The organism is Paenibacillus alkalitolerans, assembly GCF_016482785.1.
Taxonomy (GTDB): Bacteria; Bacillota; Bacilli; order Paenibacillales; family YIM-B00363; genus Paenibacillus_AE; species Paenibacillus_AE alkalitolerans.
This window is the reverse complement of the sequence record NZ_JAEMXM010000020.1, coordinates 1-16,642: the sequence shown is the minus strand read 5'-3', so window position 1 is coordinate 16,642 and position 16,642 is coordinate 1. Positions and strand designations below refer to the sequence as shown.

General features: G+C 51.8%; 10 protein-coding genes and 1 pseudogene. 9 read left to right on the top strand and 2 right to left on the bottom strand.

The features are described from left to right. Positions 1-41: 41 nt before the first annotated feature. Positions 42-2,357: a helix-turn-helix domain-containing protein gene (locus JET16_RS23050; protein ID WP_199620917.1), complete on the bottom strand. Its 2,316-nt coding sequence runs from the start codon at positions 2,355-2,357 to the stop codon at positions 42-44. 288 nt (positions 2,358-2,645) lie between these two features. On the opposite strand from JET16_RS23050, the gene JET16_RS23045 reads away from it, so the two are divergent. From JET16_RS23045 to JET16_RS23005, 9 genes are all read left to right on the top strand, one after another. Next, positions 2,646-4,250, top strand: a complete 1,605-nt coding sequence (locus tag JET16_RS23045; RefSeq protein ID WP_199620915.1) for an extracellular solute-binding protein — start codon at positions 2,646-2,648, stop codon at positions 4,248-4,250. Further along, positions 4,247-5,146, top strand: a complete 900-nt coding sequence (locus tag JET16_RS23040) for an ABC transporter permease (RefSeq protein ID WP_199620913.1) — start codon at positions 4,247-4,249, stop codon at positions 5,144-5,146. Before JET16_RS23045 ends, JET16_RS23040 begins: the two co-directional genes overlap by 4 nt. An 11-nt stretch (positions 5,147-5,157) precedes the next feature. Then, positions 5,158-6,027, top strand: coding sequence for a carbohydrate ABC transporter permease (locus tag JET16_RS23035; protein ID WP_199620912.1), 870 nt, complete (start codon positions 5,158-5,160; stop codon positions 6,025-6,027). A 19-nt stretch (positions 6,028-6,046) separates the two neighbouring features. Next, positions 6,047-8,053 (top strand): hypothetical protein, encoded by a 2,007-nt coding sequence (locus JET16_RS23030; RefSeq protein WP_199620910.1) that lies wholly within the window; start codon positions 6,047-6,049, stop codon positions 8,051-8,053. Positions 8,054-8,107: 54 nt separating this feature from the next. Then, a complete protein-coding gene (locus tag JET16_RS23025; protein ID WP_199620908.1) occupies positions 8,108-9,013 on the top strand; it encodes an aldo/keto reductase in 906 nt (301 codons plus the stop codon). Then, on the top strand, positions 9,003-13,958 hold the full coding sequence (locus JET16_RS23020; RefSeq protein ID WP_199620906.1) for a right-handed parallel beta-helix repeat-containing protein: 4,956 nt from the start codon (positions 9,003-9,005) through the stop codon (positions 13,956-13,958). Before JET16_RS23025 ends, JET16_RS23020 begins: the two co-directional genes overlap by 11 nt. Positions 13,959-14,007: 49 nt before the next feature. Further along, the gene (locus tag JET16_RS23015) at positions 14,008-14,748 is read left to right on the top strand and encodes a creatininase family protein (RefSeq protein ID WP_199620904.1); all 741 of its coding nucleotides are present in this window, start codon (positions 14,008-14,010) and stop codon (positions 14,746-14,748) included. 14 nt (positions 14,749-14,762) lie between these two features. Continuing rightward, positions 14,763-15,593, top strand: a complete 831-nt coding sequence (locus JET16_RS23010; RefSeq protein ID WP_199620902.1) for an amidohydrolase family protein — start codon at positions 14,763-14,765, stop codon at positions 15,591-15,593. A 349-nt stretch (positions 15,594-15,942) separates the two neighbouring features. Then, the gene (locus JET16_RS23005; RefSeq protein ID WP_233532111.1) at positions 15,943-16,221 is read left to right on the top strand and encodes a hypothetical protein; all 279 of its coding nucleotides are present in this window, start codon (positions 15,943-15,945) and stop codon (positions 16,219-16,221) included. Positions 16,222-16,414: 193 nt separating this feature from the next. Here the strand turns inward: JET16_RS23005 and JET16_RS23000 are convergent. Further along, positions 16,415-16,642, bottom strand: a pseudogene (locus JET16_RS23000) (endonuclease/exonuclease/phosphatase family protein); the annotation flags it as partial.

Below are 16,642 nucleotides of genomic sequence, written 5' to 3'. Positions count from 1 at the left end.
CAATGCTTTCAACGCGTCGTTCAGCTCGCTCTCCTTACGGTTTATGCCTCCCCGCCGGCCCGGTTGGCGACGGCTGCCCGCCGGCGGCGGAAATGACCGGGAGTCTGGCCGATCCGGGCTTTGAACAGTTTGTTGAAATAGCTCACGTTGGCATAACCGACCTGGCGGCAAATTTCTTCAATGGAAAGCTTTGTTTGATGAAGCATCTCAATCGCTTTGCCGATTCGCAAATTGATCAAATAATCGTTGACGGTCGTTCCCGTTTTGTCCTTGAAAATCCGGCTTAAATAAGAGGCGCTCAGATGAACGTGTTCGGCAACCGTTTCAACGGATATATTGTTGTTATAGTTGTTGTTCATGAACTCCATGGCCAGCTTTAACGTTTCGTCATTGATTTTCATTTTTTTCTCCTGGTGAAATTCGATGATTCTGCCGCACATCGACAGGATACATTGCTCCATGTCGTGCAGCGTTTGTGCCTGCGACAGCCTCTGCAGGTATTCCGGTTTATCGCCGAAGACCTCGGCGATCTCGCCTCCGGCATGAACGAAAGACTTCAATATTTCGCCGCTCAGTTGGAAATACAACTGCTGAATATTCGGTTTGTCCAGCTTCTTTTCGATGATCGTTTGCGTCACGCGGCGAATGAAGCGGACGGCTTCTTCGTGATGGACTTGAAGCAGCGCCTGAAGCAGTTTTTTTTCCAGGTCGTATGGATAATAATAAGTCGTGCCGTACTGCCTCCATTGCCCGACGGACGGATACGACAATATTTCTCCTTTCCCGATATACATTTTGTGGTTTAACGCATCGATCGTTTCGGTATACGCTTTAGCCACGAATTCAATATCCGAATGGATACCGCTGATGCCGATCGTCACTAAAATTCCGCTCTCGGCGTGGATATGCTGCTTCAGCTTCTTGGCGAGTTCGTGCAGCTCCTCTTCATTGTCGGAACAGACGGATTGAATGAGGACAATCCGATCATCCTCGTTTACGAAAATTTCCCCGGTAACATAATTTGACATCTCTTCCGTCAAGCCGAGCTGCAGCAGATGAATATTCAACTTTTCAAGCGCTGCACGATGCATTCCGGTGTCTTCGAATTCGATGGTCAGCAGCGCGTACCGTTCAAAATCAAGCCGGAGATCCAGCAGCTCGAGTGCATCGTCGGAATGTCCCGGGTGGCGGTGAAACAGCTTCCCCTTGATCAAATCGTTCAAATATTTGTCTTTTAGCGCTTTTCGGTTCCGGTCGAACAAGGCTTCCATGCGCAATTTTTCCCGAAGCAGCCTTTCCTGGCTCCGTGTCATTAACTCGAACTGGTGCCGGATATAGCTTGCTTCGTCGGATATGCCGGGCTGCCCTCTCTTTTCGGTCCAATCGCCGATATAGCTCATGACGGTTTTCAGCGGATTGTATAGCCGCCGTGAAATGTAAAAGGAGAGAAGTATGGCCGCCGAAACGTAGAAGACGGATACGGCCAGGACGATCGTTTTGATCCGGGCCATGTTTTGCAATAACAGAAATTGGGGAGTGACATGGATAAATTTCCATCCGGTCAAATCCAATGTGGTGTAGGTTATTATATTTTTTTGATCGTCGATAAAAGAGTTTTCGGACAATGCCGCATTATTCAATTGAGTAACAGCGATTGCGGCCGCTTCGTCCTTCTCGGCATACAACAGATCGTTGTTCGGACCCAGCACCACCATGGAACCCATTTTGTTATGGTAATGGCTTAAATAATCGCCGAACAGGCGATCCTGGTTCAGATTGATAATGATCGCTCCGTTTACGTCTCCGATAAACGGCATCTTTTGCAGCAAGGTGACTGTTTTGCGGTTGGATGCCAAAACATTGGAGCGGTTGGGAATCCATACGGTGCGGCTTCCCGTTTCTTCGTTCAGCGCAGGCAGCCACGAGCGGTCCGCAAACGAGCCGATGGGCGACGTTTTCAAGTCGGTCATTGAAGTCAGTACGAGCTGCAGTTCCTCGTAATAAATGTAGACGGACTCAATATACGGGCTCATTTTTTGCTGTTCTTCCAAGAAGCGGGAGAGATCGATAAGGGAGGCGACGCTAATGTCGGCATCGATTTTGCTGTACAAATAAGATTGGGTAATGGTCATGTTTGCGGCCAAATTTTTGATGGCGGTCAGTTCTTTCGAGATCAGTTCCCGCTGCTGCATAACGATGGAGCGGTTGTATGAAATCGAGTTTTGAATGTTGTTGTTCGCCGATATGGAGTAGGTTACGGAGGAGATGAGAATAACGGTAACGAGTATGAGGGCCGTCATCGCAAACAGCAATTTGACGTACAATGTGCGATTTTTTAATAATCGGCTGTGCAACACGGCAATAACCCCCTTGCCATTGACAGCGTTTTCATCACAAATAAATTGTAGCACAACTGATCGTTTCCGGTAAGCCGATCCCGCAAAAACATAAAAAAAATGGGATAACGTCATTTGTTTTTCATTCGTAGGGCACGTCCACAACAGAAAAAGACAAAAATGAACGAATGAAATAATTGATAAAGCGCTTTCATGGGTCTACGATGAAAGTGCTATCCGATTCGTACCAAATTTGGGGCCCGGTTGGTCGGACGGATAAGCGAAATCAAAGTACAGGGGGAATCTCCTTTGGGGAAAAGGTTACTGCGAATTTTTGCAGCGATATTGATCGTAGGTTTGGCCGTTTCCTTATTTTCCGGGTGCGCCGGCAGCAATCAGGTGAACGATTCGGGACAAAACGAGACGCAAAACGATTCGAAACCGAGTCCCGAACCTGCGGAATCGACTCCGGAACCGAATGCCGAACCGGTGGAAATCACGTGGGGTATCCATTTTCAGGCGCCTGCGGTCATCCCCGATACGCCGGTTCAACAATGGCTGGAACAAAAATTCAATGTCAAAATCAAGCCTGTCAAGGTGACGGACGCGAGCATCGCTTCCGGCGAAATTCCGGACATCTTCACATTGGGTGACGCGTCGAATGTAGCCGCTTATCAGGCGCAGGGCGTTCTGATGAGCATCGATCCGGCCGGTCTTCAAGAAAAAATGCCCGAGTATTATCAGGATATCGCAAATACGGAGGCGAAAGCGCTGTTCAACACGGTTACATTCAACGGGGAATTGTGGGCAATGCCGATGTTTGTCGATATAAAGCCGTACGATTTCGCCTTATTGTGGCGTAAAGATTGGCTCGATACATTGGGCATCGAGAAAGTGCCTGAATCGCTCGAAGAGTTCGAGCAGGCCGTCTATGCGTTCGCCAAGCAGGATCCGGACGGTAACGGCAAACACGACACTTACGGCTTGACGGGAACGATGACGACGACATGGTCCTCGGGTTTTTTCAGCATTTTCGGCGCGTTCGGGGTTCAGCCGACGATGTGGCACGAGAAAGACGGGAACGTCGACAACGGTTCGGTTATGCCCCAAACGAAAGAAGCTTTGGCCATATTGAGGAAGTGGTACGCCGATGGAGTTATCGATCCCGAGTTTATTACGGATACTCAGGATTCCTACCGCAAGAAGCTGTACAACAACCGAATCGGGCTCATTGAGGAGAGCATCGGCCGTGCGGCATTGGACGATTCCTCGACCATTGCCGAAATGAAAGCCGCCAACCCCGACGCCAAGCTCATTCTCGGCAAAAATCCGAAAGGGCCCGGCGGGGACGGCAGCTGGGACTGGGGGATCAAAAGCAACTTTGTCGTAATCGGCAGCCATGTGAAAGACGATCCGGAGAAACTGCAAAAGCTGTATGAAATTTTAAAAGCCCAAAGCACGGACGAGGAAACGATCAACATGACGGGCCGCGGCATCAAAGGGACCCATTGGGATTTTGTCGAGAGCGGCGCCGCTTCCGGGGCGACCAAGTTTTTACCCGGATTCGAAAAGCCCGAGCAGCGGGATGTCGCCGGAGTGCGGTTGTTTTCGTTGGGCAGCATTACCACCCGGGCGATTCGGGGGAAATACGAAAATCCGGATTTGACTGAAAAAGTAAGAACGTACTCTTCCGCGCCACGATGGAGCGATGCGATCCTGTACTCGGCCCTCCCTTCCGACGGAAAATACAAGAAAGAGCTGACGCTGCTGATGCAAAAGTATTTTGCCGAAATCATCAAGGGAGAGAGGCCGCTCGAAGATTTCGACAAGTTCGTGGAGGAATGGAAAACAAACGGCGGCGAAACGCTGACCCAGGAAGCGAACGAGTTGTACCGGACGCAGTTTAAAAAATGAGAACCATTTGGAAACATCGTGAACTATTCGTGCTATTCCTGATCGCGTTCGCTTTCTTCGTCGTTTTCAAATACGGCCCGCTGTACGGAGTGATCATCGCTTTTAAAGATTTTCGCATCATGGACGGCATATGGGGCAGTCCTTGGGTCGGCTTGAAGCACTTTTACGAGCTGTTCCGAACTCCCGATTTTTATCGCATACTGAGCAACACTCTGCTGCTGAATTTATATTTGATCGTCTTCGCGTTTCCCTCTCCGATCGTGCTTGCGCTGTTATTGCACGAGGTAAAGAAATATGCGTTCCAGCGGCTGATCCAGACCACCATGTATTTGCCGCACTTTGTGTCGTGGGTCATTATGGCCGGCCTTGTCATCTACTTTTTGTCCCCGACAACGGGCATTGTCAATTACGTGCTGCAATGGTTCGGATTCAAGCCGATTTTCTTCATGGGGCAAAAGGAGTATTTCCGGGGTATCGTCGTCGTTTCGAATATCTTGAAAGAAATCGGTTGGGGTTCGATCATATATTTTGCCGCCTTGTCGGGCATCAATCCCGAGCTGCAGGAAGCGGCCACCGTGGATGGGGCTAGCCGCTGGCAGCGCATCGTTCATATCAACATCCCGTCCATTATGCCGACGATTGCTATCATGTTCATCCTGAGCCTGGGCGGGTTTCTCAGCTCGAACTTTGAACAAATCATCAATTTGATCAACCCTGTCACCTACGAAACCGGAGATGTGATCGACACTTACGTGTACCGGGTCGGATTGCAGCAGTTTCAGTACAGTTATACGGCAGCAGTCGGCTTGTTCAAGTCCATTGTAGGTCTAGCCCTGATTCTGGCGGCCAATTGGACGGTCTTGAAATTGAGCAAGGGCGAAAGCGGCTTATGGTAGGGGGAGGCCCAATGAAGGCGCGTTCGTTTCGAGAAAAGACGGTGGATTGCATCATTTATATTTTGCTGGCTTTGTTGGCTTTTATTGTCGTCTATCCTTTCATTCATGTCGTGTCGATTTCATTGAGCGACCGGGGCGAAGCGTTGCGTACAGGATTTCATTTCTATCCCCAATCCTTTAGTTTGGAAGCGTACAGGGACTTGTTCGCTTATCCTTTCGTATGGACCGGTTACGGCAACACGTTGTTCCGCATGGCGGCAGGCACCGCGTTGACGCTGCTGGTGACCGTGTTTGCCGCCTACCCGTTGTCCCGGCCGGAATTTCCTTGCAAGAGGCTGTTCGTCCTGCTCGTCTTGTTTACGATGATTTTCGACGGGGGGATCGTACCGAATTATCTACTGATGAAGGAGCTGCACTTGCTCAATTCGCTGTGGGTCTACGTGCTTCCGCACGCAGCCAATGCTTTCATGGTGCTGGTCATGATCTCGTTTTTTCGCTCGATTCCGGGGAGTTTGGTGGAGGCGGCCCGCATCGACGGCGCGCGTGATCTGCGCATCCTATTCCGCATCGTCCTGCCGTTGTCGGTTCCTGTGCTCATAACAGTCGGCTTGTGGTCGCTCGTCTTTCACGTTAATGCATTCATGGATAATCTGCTCTATGTCACGGATAAAAGCTTGTTCGTTTTGCAGCAGATTATAAGGGAAATTTTGATCGAAAACAAACTCGACGAGTTTACGACGTCGACCAATCCGAATCCGCCGGCTCCCGAAAGCCTGAAAATGGCATCGGTCGTCGTTTCCGTGCTGCCGGTGCTTATCCTTTATCCGTTCCTGCTCCGTTATTTCGAAAAAGGAACGATGATCGGATCGGTAAAAGGGTAGAAGGAGGGAGCGCAAGTAAATGATAGTTGCAAATATTCCCGTGATCGAACCGCCCTTATGGGCCATCTTGGAGCGGAAGCTGATCGACACGATGAATCAGGCGGTGGAGCCGTTGTTGCAAAAATACGTCCGCCCGAACGGTGAACTGATGTGGCCGCCGTCCGACAATTACTCCAGTATTCATGCATTGGACGACACATACGAAAGCTTCCATAACTGGCCGCTTTTTTATCTTCTCGGCGGAGACGAACGATTGTTGGAGTATTCGCAAAGAGAGTTCGAAGCGATTACAAGACAGTTCGCCGGCTACGATACCGGTTACGGCTATCCGAAGGTCGTGAAGGAGTATGAACCGGGTTATGACTGGTTCCATCAGGGTGAAGGATACATTTTCTTCTATTTACTTTGCATGGCCGATCCGGATAACGCGAAAAACCGGGAAAGGGCGATCCGTTTTGCAGGATTTTATCTGAATGAAGATCCGGAAGCGTTGAATTACGATTTCGAACTGAAGCTTATTAAAAGCCCGCATCCCGGCAGCGCGGGACCAGCCCGCCACAACTTCGACGATTTTGTTCCTTGGACTTACAGAGATTGGAAAGAATTTTACGGACTCCCGTTTCAGGATGTAGAAGGCGTAAGCCGGCTTGAAGATATACGGAACGCGGAAGGGGCTGCCCGGATGGGGCAGGCGATAAAAGAGCGGATGTCCCGCGGGGATACGCCCGTCAACTTGGCTGCGACGAGCATGGTCGCGAACGCATTCTGCTTTACCGGCGAAGAAAAGTATCGCTTATGGGTGAAGGACTACGTCGAAGCGTGGATCGAACGGACCCGGCAAAATGGCGGAATCGTCCCGGATAATATCGGACTTTCCGGAAAAATCGGCGAATATATCGGCGGGAAATGGTATGGCGGCTATTACGGCTGGACCTACCCGCACGGATGGCACAGTTTGGGTTGCGCCTTGGTGGTTGCGGGGGAAAACGCTGCGCTGTTGATGAAAGATCCGGCTTATCTCGATTTTCCGAGATCGCAGATTGAACGCTTGATGGACTTGGGAATCGAGCGCGACGGAACGCTGCATGTTCCTTACAAGCATGGAGATGCGGGATGGTATGAATACGATCTGTGGATCGACGGTGTTTTGTACGAGGATGGGGCGGCTTCCGTACCTTTCCAAAAAAGTAAAAGCCCGATATTATGGAAAGACGGATGGTTCGAGTTTCAACCAATGGAACCGCACTTTATGACACACGTCTGGTATATGTCCATGGATCCCGCGGATAAGCAGAGACTTAGACGGCTAAGAAATTACCGCACGAGGGATTTCGAGAGGGTCGATTATTCGATCAAGTCGAAAAAAGATTGGGGGGGTCACGACCAGCCATGGGCGGCCTATCTGGATGGAGAGTTCACGGATTATCCGGAAGCGATATTGAAATACAATTTGGCACAGGTGTATTACCGTCTCGAATATATGCGCCGGGACCGGCAAGATCCTGCTTCATACAAAGATTCATATTTGCAGGCGAGAAATCCGGTCACGGTGGAAGGGCTCGTGCAGCTGACGATGGGAGCTCCCCGGATCATCTTCAACGGCGGCTTGCTTATGGCTCGCCTTCGTTATTATGACGCGGAACGCCGAAGACCGGGTTTACCTCGGGATGTGGCGGCGCTGGTTACGGCGTTAGAGGCCGACCGGGCGGTCGTGCAATTGGTCAATCTGAATGTGATGGAAGAACGCGAATTGATCATTCAAGCCGGCGCGTTCGGTGAGCATCGGTTTACCGACGTGAAATATCGGATACAAGACGGAGAGCGGCCGATTGAAGCGGTGCCGGCGGATATGACCGCATTCGATACGGTGGAACGCACCGAGCGGGTGAACGGCAAATGGCTGCGCGTAAAGATGCATCCGCAGTCCCAAATCACTTTGGATCTCGGGATGAAGCGGTTTGTCAACGACCCGTCATATGCTCAGCCTTTTATGAACGAAGGCACGGTGGAAAGGGGTTCCGGATGACGGATGCCGGATCAAAGGAGTGGGTCATTTGCGCAAACGGTCAGGAAGTTTTGGTTGAATCTGGACGGCCGGATCATCCCGTATGGTCTCGGTTGCGCTTACCTGGGCAGGAGCGATTCAACGGGGGAATCGTTGAAAAATAGCATCGCCACTCTGGAATTCGCCTACGATTCGGGCTTTCGTTACTTTGACACCTCGGCTAATTACGGCGAGAGCGAGACGGTGCTCGGGCGGTTTGCGGCCTCCGTCGAAAGGGAAACCGTGTTTGTCGCCACCAAGTCGCAATGGCTTCCCGCCGAGCTGCATCCCCGTGCGGCGGCGGAACGGATGAAAGAAAGCTTTTTCCGCAGTCTGGAGCGGCTAAACACGGATTACTTCGATCTATACCAGTTCCACGATGTCACTACATTGGAACATTTGGTCGGTGAGGGCGGCGCATTGGAGAAGCTGCTGGATTTCAAAAGGCAGGGATTGGTCCGCTACGTCGGTCTGGCGACGCGTCCCCTTGCACTCCTTGCGGAAGCATGCCGTATGGGCGTTTTCGATACGATTCTGACATTCTCTGATTATACGCCTTTGGAGACGCCCGCTAAATCCGTGATTAAGTTGGCCGCACGGCTGGGGGTCGGAGTTATCAACGCAAGTCCGCTCGCGGGCAATTTGATTCGCGGAACGGAGCCGCGGGACATCCGGCTTCCTGATGGCGACATCCGGTTATCCCGGCTTCCGAAGGCTATTGCATTTTACGATTTTTGCCGTTCCAGATATGTTTCTGAACTTGCTCTCGCTTTTCAATTTCCTTTGTTCAACTCACGGATTGACATTACACTCACAGGGCCAGCGTCGGTTGAACAAGTCCGTTCGACGCTGACATGTTTGAATCAACGGATCGATCCGGCTGTTTGGAATGATTGGAAGGAATTGAAAATACGGTCAGGAGGTGGCCGAAGTGGGATTTGACAAGGTTGGCGGCCAAGCGTCGCCGGAAGAGCAGCCTGTCACGCAATCTGTTTACCCTCATCTGGACTGGACGGACGCGGATGCCGACGAGTATGTGCTGGACTTGTCGCCAAATGCCGAATTTTCCGCCGTCCGGCGATTTGCTGGAATTCTAGCGTCCGAATTTACCGTTCCCGTAAAGCTTCAATACGGCACGACATATTACTGGAAAGTGGAAGCGGTCAAGGGCGGGATGTCCGAAGAATGGGAGTCAGGATCCTTCACGACTGTCGCAACGGATGAGACTACGCTGTATCGGAACGATTTCGACCTTGAAACAACGGGGCCTCAGCTGCCCGCGGGTTGGCAAAGTTATATTCAGGGAACGACGTCCCAAGTAGGAATCGCCGATTTCGACGGAAACGGCAACAAGGCGATCAAGCTGGACAAGACGGCCGAAGACGGGTTTGCCAGTCCCGGAGTCATTTACAATTTCGGCAGGACGATGGACACAGGGACGATGACGGTTTCGTTCAACGTGTATCGAACGGTCAACCAGCACACGTTTTGTTACACGCTGGGGTACGAAGGCGCCGGAACCGGCAGGCAATCGGATAAGCAGGCTTTTGCCGTTCAGGTGGATTACGACAAACATTATGTTAACTGGAACGACGTAAGGATGGCAAACATCGCTGACCAATGGCACGCCTATCAAATCGTTGCCGATTTGTACCGCAGGACGTTCGACCTGTACATCGACAACAGCAAGGTGACGGCTCAACCGGTTTCTTTCCGGGAAGGAGTCCCGATCGAACAGTTTGCCGTCTTCACGTTCGCAGGCGGGAAAAACGGATGGGGGCAATATGCCAGCGGTCCCTATTATGTGGACCGGGTGGAAATCCGCATACGGAATCAGTCGCCTAAACCGGCGGCTCCGGTTCATCTCGCTGAAGATATTCCCGTTCGCACCTCTTTCAGTTGGGATGACGCCAAAGCGCAGTCTTACATCCTCGTCATTGACGATAGCCCGGATTTCGGCAGTCCGGAACGAATTATATCCGGCATAACGGATGCCGGATATACATTGACCGAGGAACAAGCGTTAGATTACAACAAGTCATATTACTGGAAAGTCATTGCCTCCGGCGGTGGAACGACGTGGGCGGACGACGCCGTTTACTCCTTCACCACGCAGCTCGATGCGACAGGGGATAAGCTGCCTTCCCTGTTCGAAGCGGTGCCCGCATCGGCACGACCGGACGATACCGTCGCATTGTTCGGCCATAAACTTAGTGAAAGCGATATCCATCTGTTCCGCCTTCCGGACACGTGTGAAGCCGACATTCGCGCCTCGGTCGGTCTTGATCTTCCACTGGAAAGCATGCAGCCGCCATCTACAGGCACAATCGTCCTTTCGCTCTTCCAACGCAAGGCCAATAGCGTCAGCGCGGCCATTCCCGGATCGACCGATAAAGGGATGTATGCCGTATGGGCGCGAAACAACAGCAAGTGGAGCCTTCCCGTCGCTTTAAACCGTACGGAGGTGTATTTTGTTTCACCGGATATCGTTGATTTGTGCGCCGAGAGGGAAGTTCGGGTCATAGGAAAGCATTTGTCCGATCTGAACGGAAGCGGCAAGGCTTATGTATATTTGCGCGAATGCGGGGGAACGGGGCAAATATACCCCGTGACGCTCAAAAAAGCCGCCTCGTACGATCTGTCCTTCGATCTCCCGGACGAATTGCCCAAAGGCGAATACGAGGTATGGGTGCACAATGGGCACGGTGGCGCTTACGGCTGGGGAGAGGTGCACCGTATCGCGGTCAAGCGAAAACAACCGGCTGGAGTGTATCCGATTGTGGCTTACGGGGCGATTCCGGATGACGATACGGTGGATACGGCAGCCATCCAAGCTGCCGCCGATGCCGCTGCCGCCGCCGGCGGAGGAACGGTGCTGGTGCCGCCCGGCAAATATTTGTTTGACGCCGCCATCCGGCTCGGTCCTAACGTCACGCTGAAGGGTGCAGGGAAAGACGACCTTGGTGAGCATCTTTCCGTTTTGAAGTTTAAAGACGGGCCGCCGATCGGACCGGCCAGCGGCGGGCTTGGTCCGGAGATGATCCGTATGGAATCCGGGGGTGGAATGAAAGATCTCCGCCTAGTCGGAAGCGTGAGCGTCGACCGGGGCATCGTCATTCGTCCCGGCGCAACGGACGTCAACATTTCGTGCAACCGGATCGACAACTTTTTCCCGACCGAGGGTATCAAGGGCTATTTCAGCGGCGTTTTCGGAAGCGGTATGGAAGGCTTCAAGCGCATCACCGTGGAAAACAACGAGTTCGAAGGGTATAATGCGGTGAATATCGACGGGTTGGAGTACGGCAAAATTTCAGGAAACACGATACGAATCCGCAGGTTCACCCCAGTCGTCTTTACGTCCGCTTCCAAAAACATCATCGAAGGAAACCGCATCGACGGCAGAAATACGGACGGCCGAAGGAAAGCGAACCGCGGCATCACGTTCAACACCGGTCCCAACGAACCGGGCTGGAAGCCAACGGAGAAAAATTACGTCGCGTACAATGTTATCGAATACGTAGGGGACGAGGTTGCACCGACCAACGACGGCGAATATGTGCTGTTCGACAGCAACGCAGATTCCGATTACCGGAAAGTGATGCATTACGGCGAGATAACCGAGGCGGGACCGGACAATGTGAAGACCGCCGGGGTTAATTGGGAGAACGATCAAATGAAGAGTTTGTACGTTCTAATTGTGGAAGGAAAAGGGATTGGCCAATACCGGAAGGTAACCGGGAATACGGCGGATACCCTTAATGTGGAAAAAAATTGGATCGTCATACCCGACTACACCTCCAAACTGACAGTCACGCGATTTTTTGTCAAAAACATTGTGCTGGAAAACACAGCACGGTATAGCAAGGAAAACAATTTTATGGTTTGGGGCAACGGTATCGGCAACGTGCTGGACGGAAATACGTCCGATGCAGGCGGGGTCGCTGCAGTCGCTATGGATACTGCGAAAACCGACATGTATTTTCCCGCATATTTCAATGTGATTGACAAGTCCGCCGTTCGGAAGCTTCAGATCGGTTACTATGAATACGCCCGAGGGGCTGTTCCCCGGTCGGTCGGACTGCTCGGAAACGTGATCAGAAACAGCGCCGCAGGGAGCTTGAGACTTTTCGCTAACAGCAGCCAGCAAGGCGTCAACGCCTTAAACCAGCTTATGGAGCATAACAGCGTCACTTCGGGCATAGTGATCATGTCTCATGCTCAGGATACTCTCCTTCGGAACAACCGGATATTAGGTTCAGCCGTGCGGTACTACGATCAGGGAACCCGGACCGTTATCGTCGATTATCCCGTTCCGGCAGCGCCTTCGCAAACCGTGACGGAAGCATACGACGGTTATGTGAAGGTGCGGTGGAATTCGGTCGAAGATGCGGAAGGCTATTACGTGTTGCGGAGCGAATCGGACGAGGGACCTTACTCGGTGCTGAACGGAGGCGAACCGGTCGCCGGCATGGAGTTTACCGATGATTCAGCGTTGCCGCGGAAACTATATTATTACAAAACGGCGTCTTGGAAGCAAGCATACGGCCAAGGGGATGCTTCCGCCGCCGCCGGCGGATTCAACGGGAGCGGCGTGTTTGCCTCACCGCTTGATTTCTCCTCCACGCAAGGTGTGAAATACTGGTATTATTATGACGATCAGGGTCCGTTGCATTTTGAGAACGGCCGATGGACGAACGCCGGCCGGACCGTTACGTTAGACGCGCGAACTACGCAACTGACCGCCGGTACCGCGGTACGCCAGTGGGTAGTTCCCTATGACGGCAAGGTCCATTTACTCGGGACCGTTACGAAGTTGGCGGGAGATGACGGCGCCGCCACCGTCCGACTCATGATCAATGACGCGGCGATTACCGAAAAGTCGTTCACCTCAAACACCGTGACGGAAAGCACATCTTTGGTGAGCGCAGGAGATATTGTGCGATTCGCGCTTGCGGCCGGAGGCCAGAGCGCGAAAACGTATGCGACCGAATTCGCTGTCGATTATACCCGCGAAGCGCCCATTCCCGCCGTACCTGAAAATGGGGCGAGGGATACGGATCTCCGGCCGTTATTGCGCTGGACTCCGGTGCGGAGCGCCGAATCGTACGGCCTCGTGCTCGATGATGACCCCGATTTCAACAGTCCTCTCCTTGTCAAGCAAGGACTGCCGGCAGCAGAGTACCGTTTGGAAGAAATGCTGGAGCCGCAGCGCACATATTATTGGAAGGTAAGCGCCCGAAGCGGAGACGAAAGCTGGGAGGCGGAACAGTCTGCAGCATCCTTTGTCACCGGAGATGCGGGGTGGACGACAACATTCCAAGAGACGTACAATCTGCTGGCAGCCGGGCCCGTACCGGACGGTTACAGGGTAATAACAGGAAAAAGCGGGACGGCAGGGGTCGCCGATATCCCTGGAGAATTCGACAAATCGCTCCGGCTGTTCACGCCGGGCGATAATAGCGCCCCGTCCGTTTCATTCGATTTGCAAGAGACGATCGCCTCCGGCATGTACGAAATCAGCTGGCAGGCCATGTATACCGGCCATGAGCAGCTCCATTATTCCGTGTTCCCCGGAAGCGGCGACCTTCCCTGGAGCAGCGCTGCGAAAGGTTTATTCGTCGCTTACGGCAGGTATTATGTAAATTGGCTGCCGGCCAACGCCTTTCCGGTGAAACCGAACGAGTGGCAGCAGGTGAAGATGGCGCTTGATATGGACACCAAGCAATATCAGGTGTACATCGACGGCCGGATATTGACGTTGAACGACGGAACCGATACGTTTTCGTTCCATGACGAGGCTATTCGTACAATCACGGTCAACGTACCTTACGGTCGTTGGAACGGTGCGGTATATATCGACGATGTGAAAGTCCGGAAACGTGGGTAGCGGCAGGCGCCGGCATCGACATGAACTGTGTGGTAAAAGGAGAATCAAGATGTATTTGACCCGTATGAGACCGGAAGAAATCCGGCAAGCGGTGAACAACAACGTGCCTGCCCTGTTGGCCGCGGGGGTCGTCGAATATCACGGCCCTCACCTTCCGGTAGGGACAGACATTCTGATTGCCGAAAGCATATGTGAAGAGGTGGAAAGAAGGTGCGGCTGCGTGGTCGCGCCTTCTCTTCCTTACGGTCCCACCATGATGTGGGCAGGCGGACCGGAGGAAGGGGAGATCGATTTCGCGCCGGACCCATTATTCCGTTATGCGAAGGAAATGCTGCGAGGTTTGACGGCCATCGGGTTCAAGCGCGTCTACATCCTGCAGCATCATGCCGGACCGGAAGGATTGCAGAGACTGTGCCTGAAGAGGGCGGCGGCGGAAATCATGCGCGAAGAAACGGCTGGTTGGGGAGCTGGGTGGGGAAGAACGCCGAAAGACGCTTTCCCTAATCCGGACATTTTCCATCGGATTCGGGTGGCCGATTTAGACGATTTTTCCGATTATCCGGAAGATTCGCGGGAGCGGATCCCCGTCGGTCACGCCGGCAAAGGAGAGACGCAGCTTATCATGGCGGCCGCTCCGGACACGGTCGATCTGCAAGCTCTTGCTTGCTGGAAAGAAGAACTGCGGCCGTTGTGGTTGCGTGACGCTTCCGAGGCGACCATGGAGGAAGGGAAGCGCTGGTTCGAATTTTGCGTGCAGGGATGGGTTCGAGAACTGTCCGGAAACGGATGAAAGGGGGCGGAAGCTTGTATCTGGACAGCCATGTACATTTTTGGAAATTGGCTCGAGGGGATTACGTCTGGCTGAAGCCCGAAAACGAAACGCTGTACCGGGACTTTATGCCGGACGATTTGGCGTCGTCCCTTGAGGAGCATGAAGTTGAAGGAGTTATTGTTGTGCAAGCGGCCGCCACGGTGATAGAATCCGAGTTTTTGTTGGAACTGGCGCAGGAATACGATTTCATCAGAGGAGTAGTCGGATGGCTGGATCCTTGCTCCGAACTTTTCACCGACACTTTAAACCGGCTTCGGCAACATCCTCTTCTTGTGGGAATCCGCATCAACGGCAGCAGCTTCCATCTCGGCGGGCAGATTCAGCAAACGAGATTTGCCGAAAATCTCCGGCATTTGGCCGATTCCGGATTTCCAGCCGATTGGCTGATCCAGCCGGCGGATATGCCTTATGTCTTGGATCTGTTGGAACGCCTGCCGCATTTTAGAGCGGTGATAAATCATTTGGGGAGTCCTCCCGCCAGTGAGCAGTTTTACGAGCCGTGGAAGAAATCGATGACGTATTTGTCGCGGTATCCGAATATCGTTTGCAAGTTGTCTGGCATGATAACGCAATTCCGGGACGTTCCCTTCCTGTTGCTGCAGCAATATGTCGATTTTCTCTTTAAAGCTTTCGGTTCGGATAGGTTGATGTTCGGCAGCGATTGGCCGGTTGCTTTACAGGCTGGGAGCTACGGGGAAGTGACCGTTCTTTTTGAACGATTGCTTCCCCCGGCATTAACCGAGTCCGAGCGGGTGGCGGTGCACAAGGAAAATGCCCGGAGGTTCTATGGTTTGAACCCCTAACGATTTTCATGCGGTTTGTAATTTATTATGGATAAGCGGTTAGATATTGAACTATCGAGCTTCGTTAGCGCAAAGCATATGGCTCCTTACTGAGACATACCTTTGTAAGGTAACGGAGGGATGTCTCATGTTAAGGACCTTAAGGGTAAGAAGAAGGCTCTTTTCGAAAATTGTTACACAGTCGAAAGCAATCCTTATCCTCGTTATGTCTGTGATGCTCATTTTCATAATCTACCGGTTTACTGTCTCGGATCACCCTTCTAATGAGATTCATAATGTCATTGATCAATTTTATAGCTTTGAGCAAGATAGTAATTTCTCGGAATCTTGGGAGTTATTTCATCCATATATGAAAGCTAAGTTTGGTAAGAATTATTACATTCAAGACCGAAACCATGTGTTCATGCAGCATTTTGGTGTAACGACTTTTGAATATGAAATTGGAAAAGCAGAAAAAATAACTGATTGGACAATGTCAATGCAGCCAGATACTCCGCCTCTTGATGAAGTGTACAAGGTAACTGTCGTCCAGCACTTTAAAAGTAAATTTGGTACTTTGAATATTGTTCAAGATGTTTTTGTCACCAACCATGAGGGAGAATGGCTCATTTTATGGTCATATAAATAATTTGGACTTCGTTAGCGCGGTTAGATATTGAACTATCGAACTTCGTCGATTTAGTGGATAACCGATGGGCGATCGAATCTCTTTAACGTGCTTGGCAAAAAAAAGGACATTCACACTATGCCGAAGCACGATCGAACGTCCTTGGTATTATCCTGCGATGTTACCTATTTCGGCTCGCATAATTTTGGAACGGTCATTTTCTTGTCACCGAAAGTTCGGCCGTAATCGGCAAGTGATCGGAAGCATCCGTTGTAATGACTTCCGCGGATTGAATCTTTACATCTTCGGAAGTGAAAACATAGTCGATGCGACGATCTGCTATCGGATCTGACGGATACGTATAGTCCTCATTTTGACCGAGTTCGGCAAATACATCCTTGTATTGCGCGGTCATCTTCAAAATTTCCGCTTTTTCGGGAGT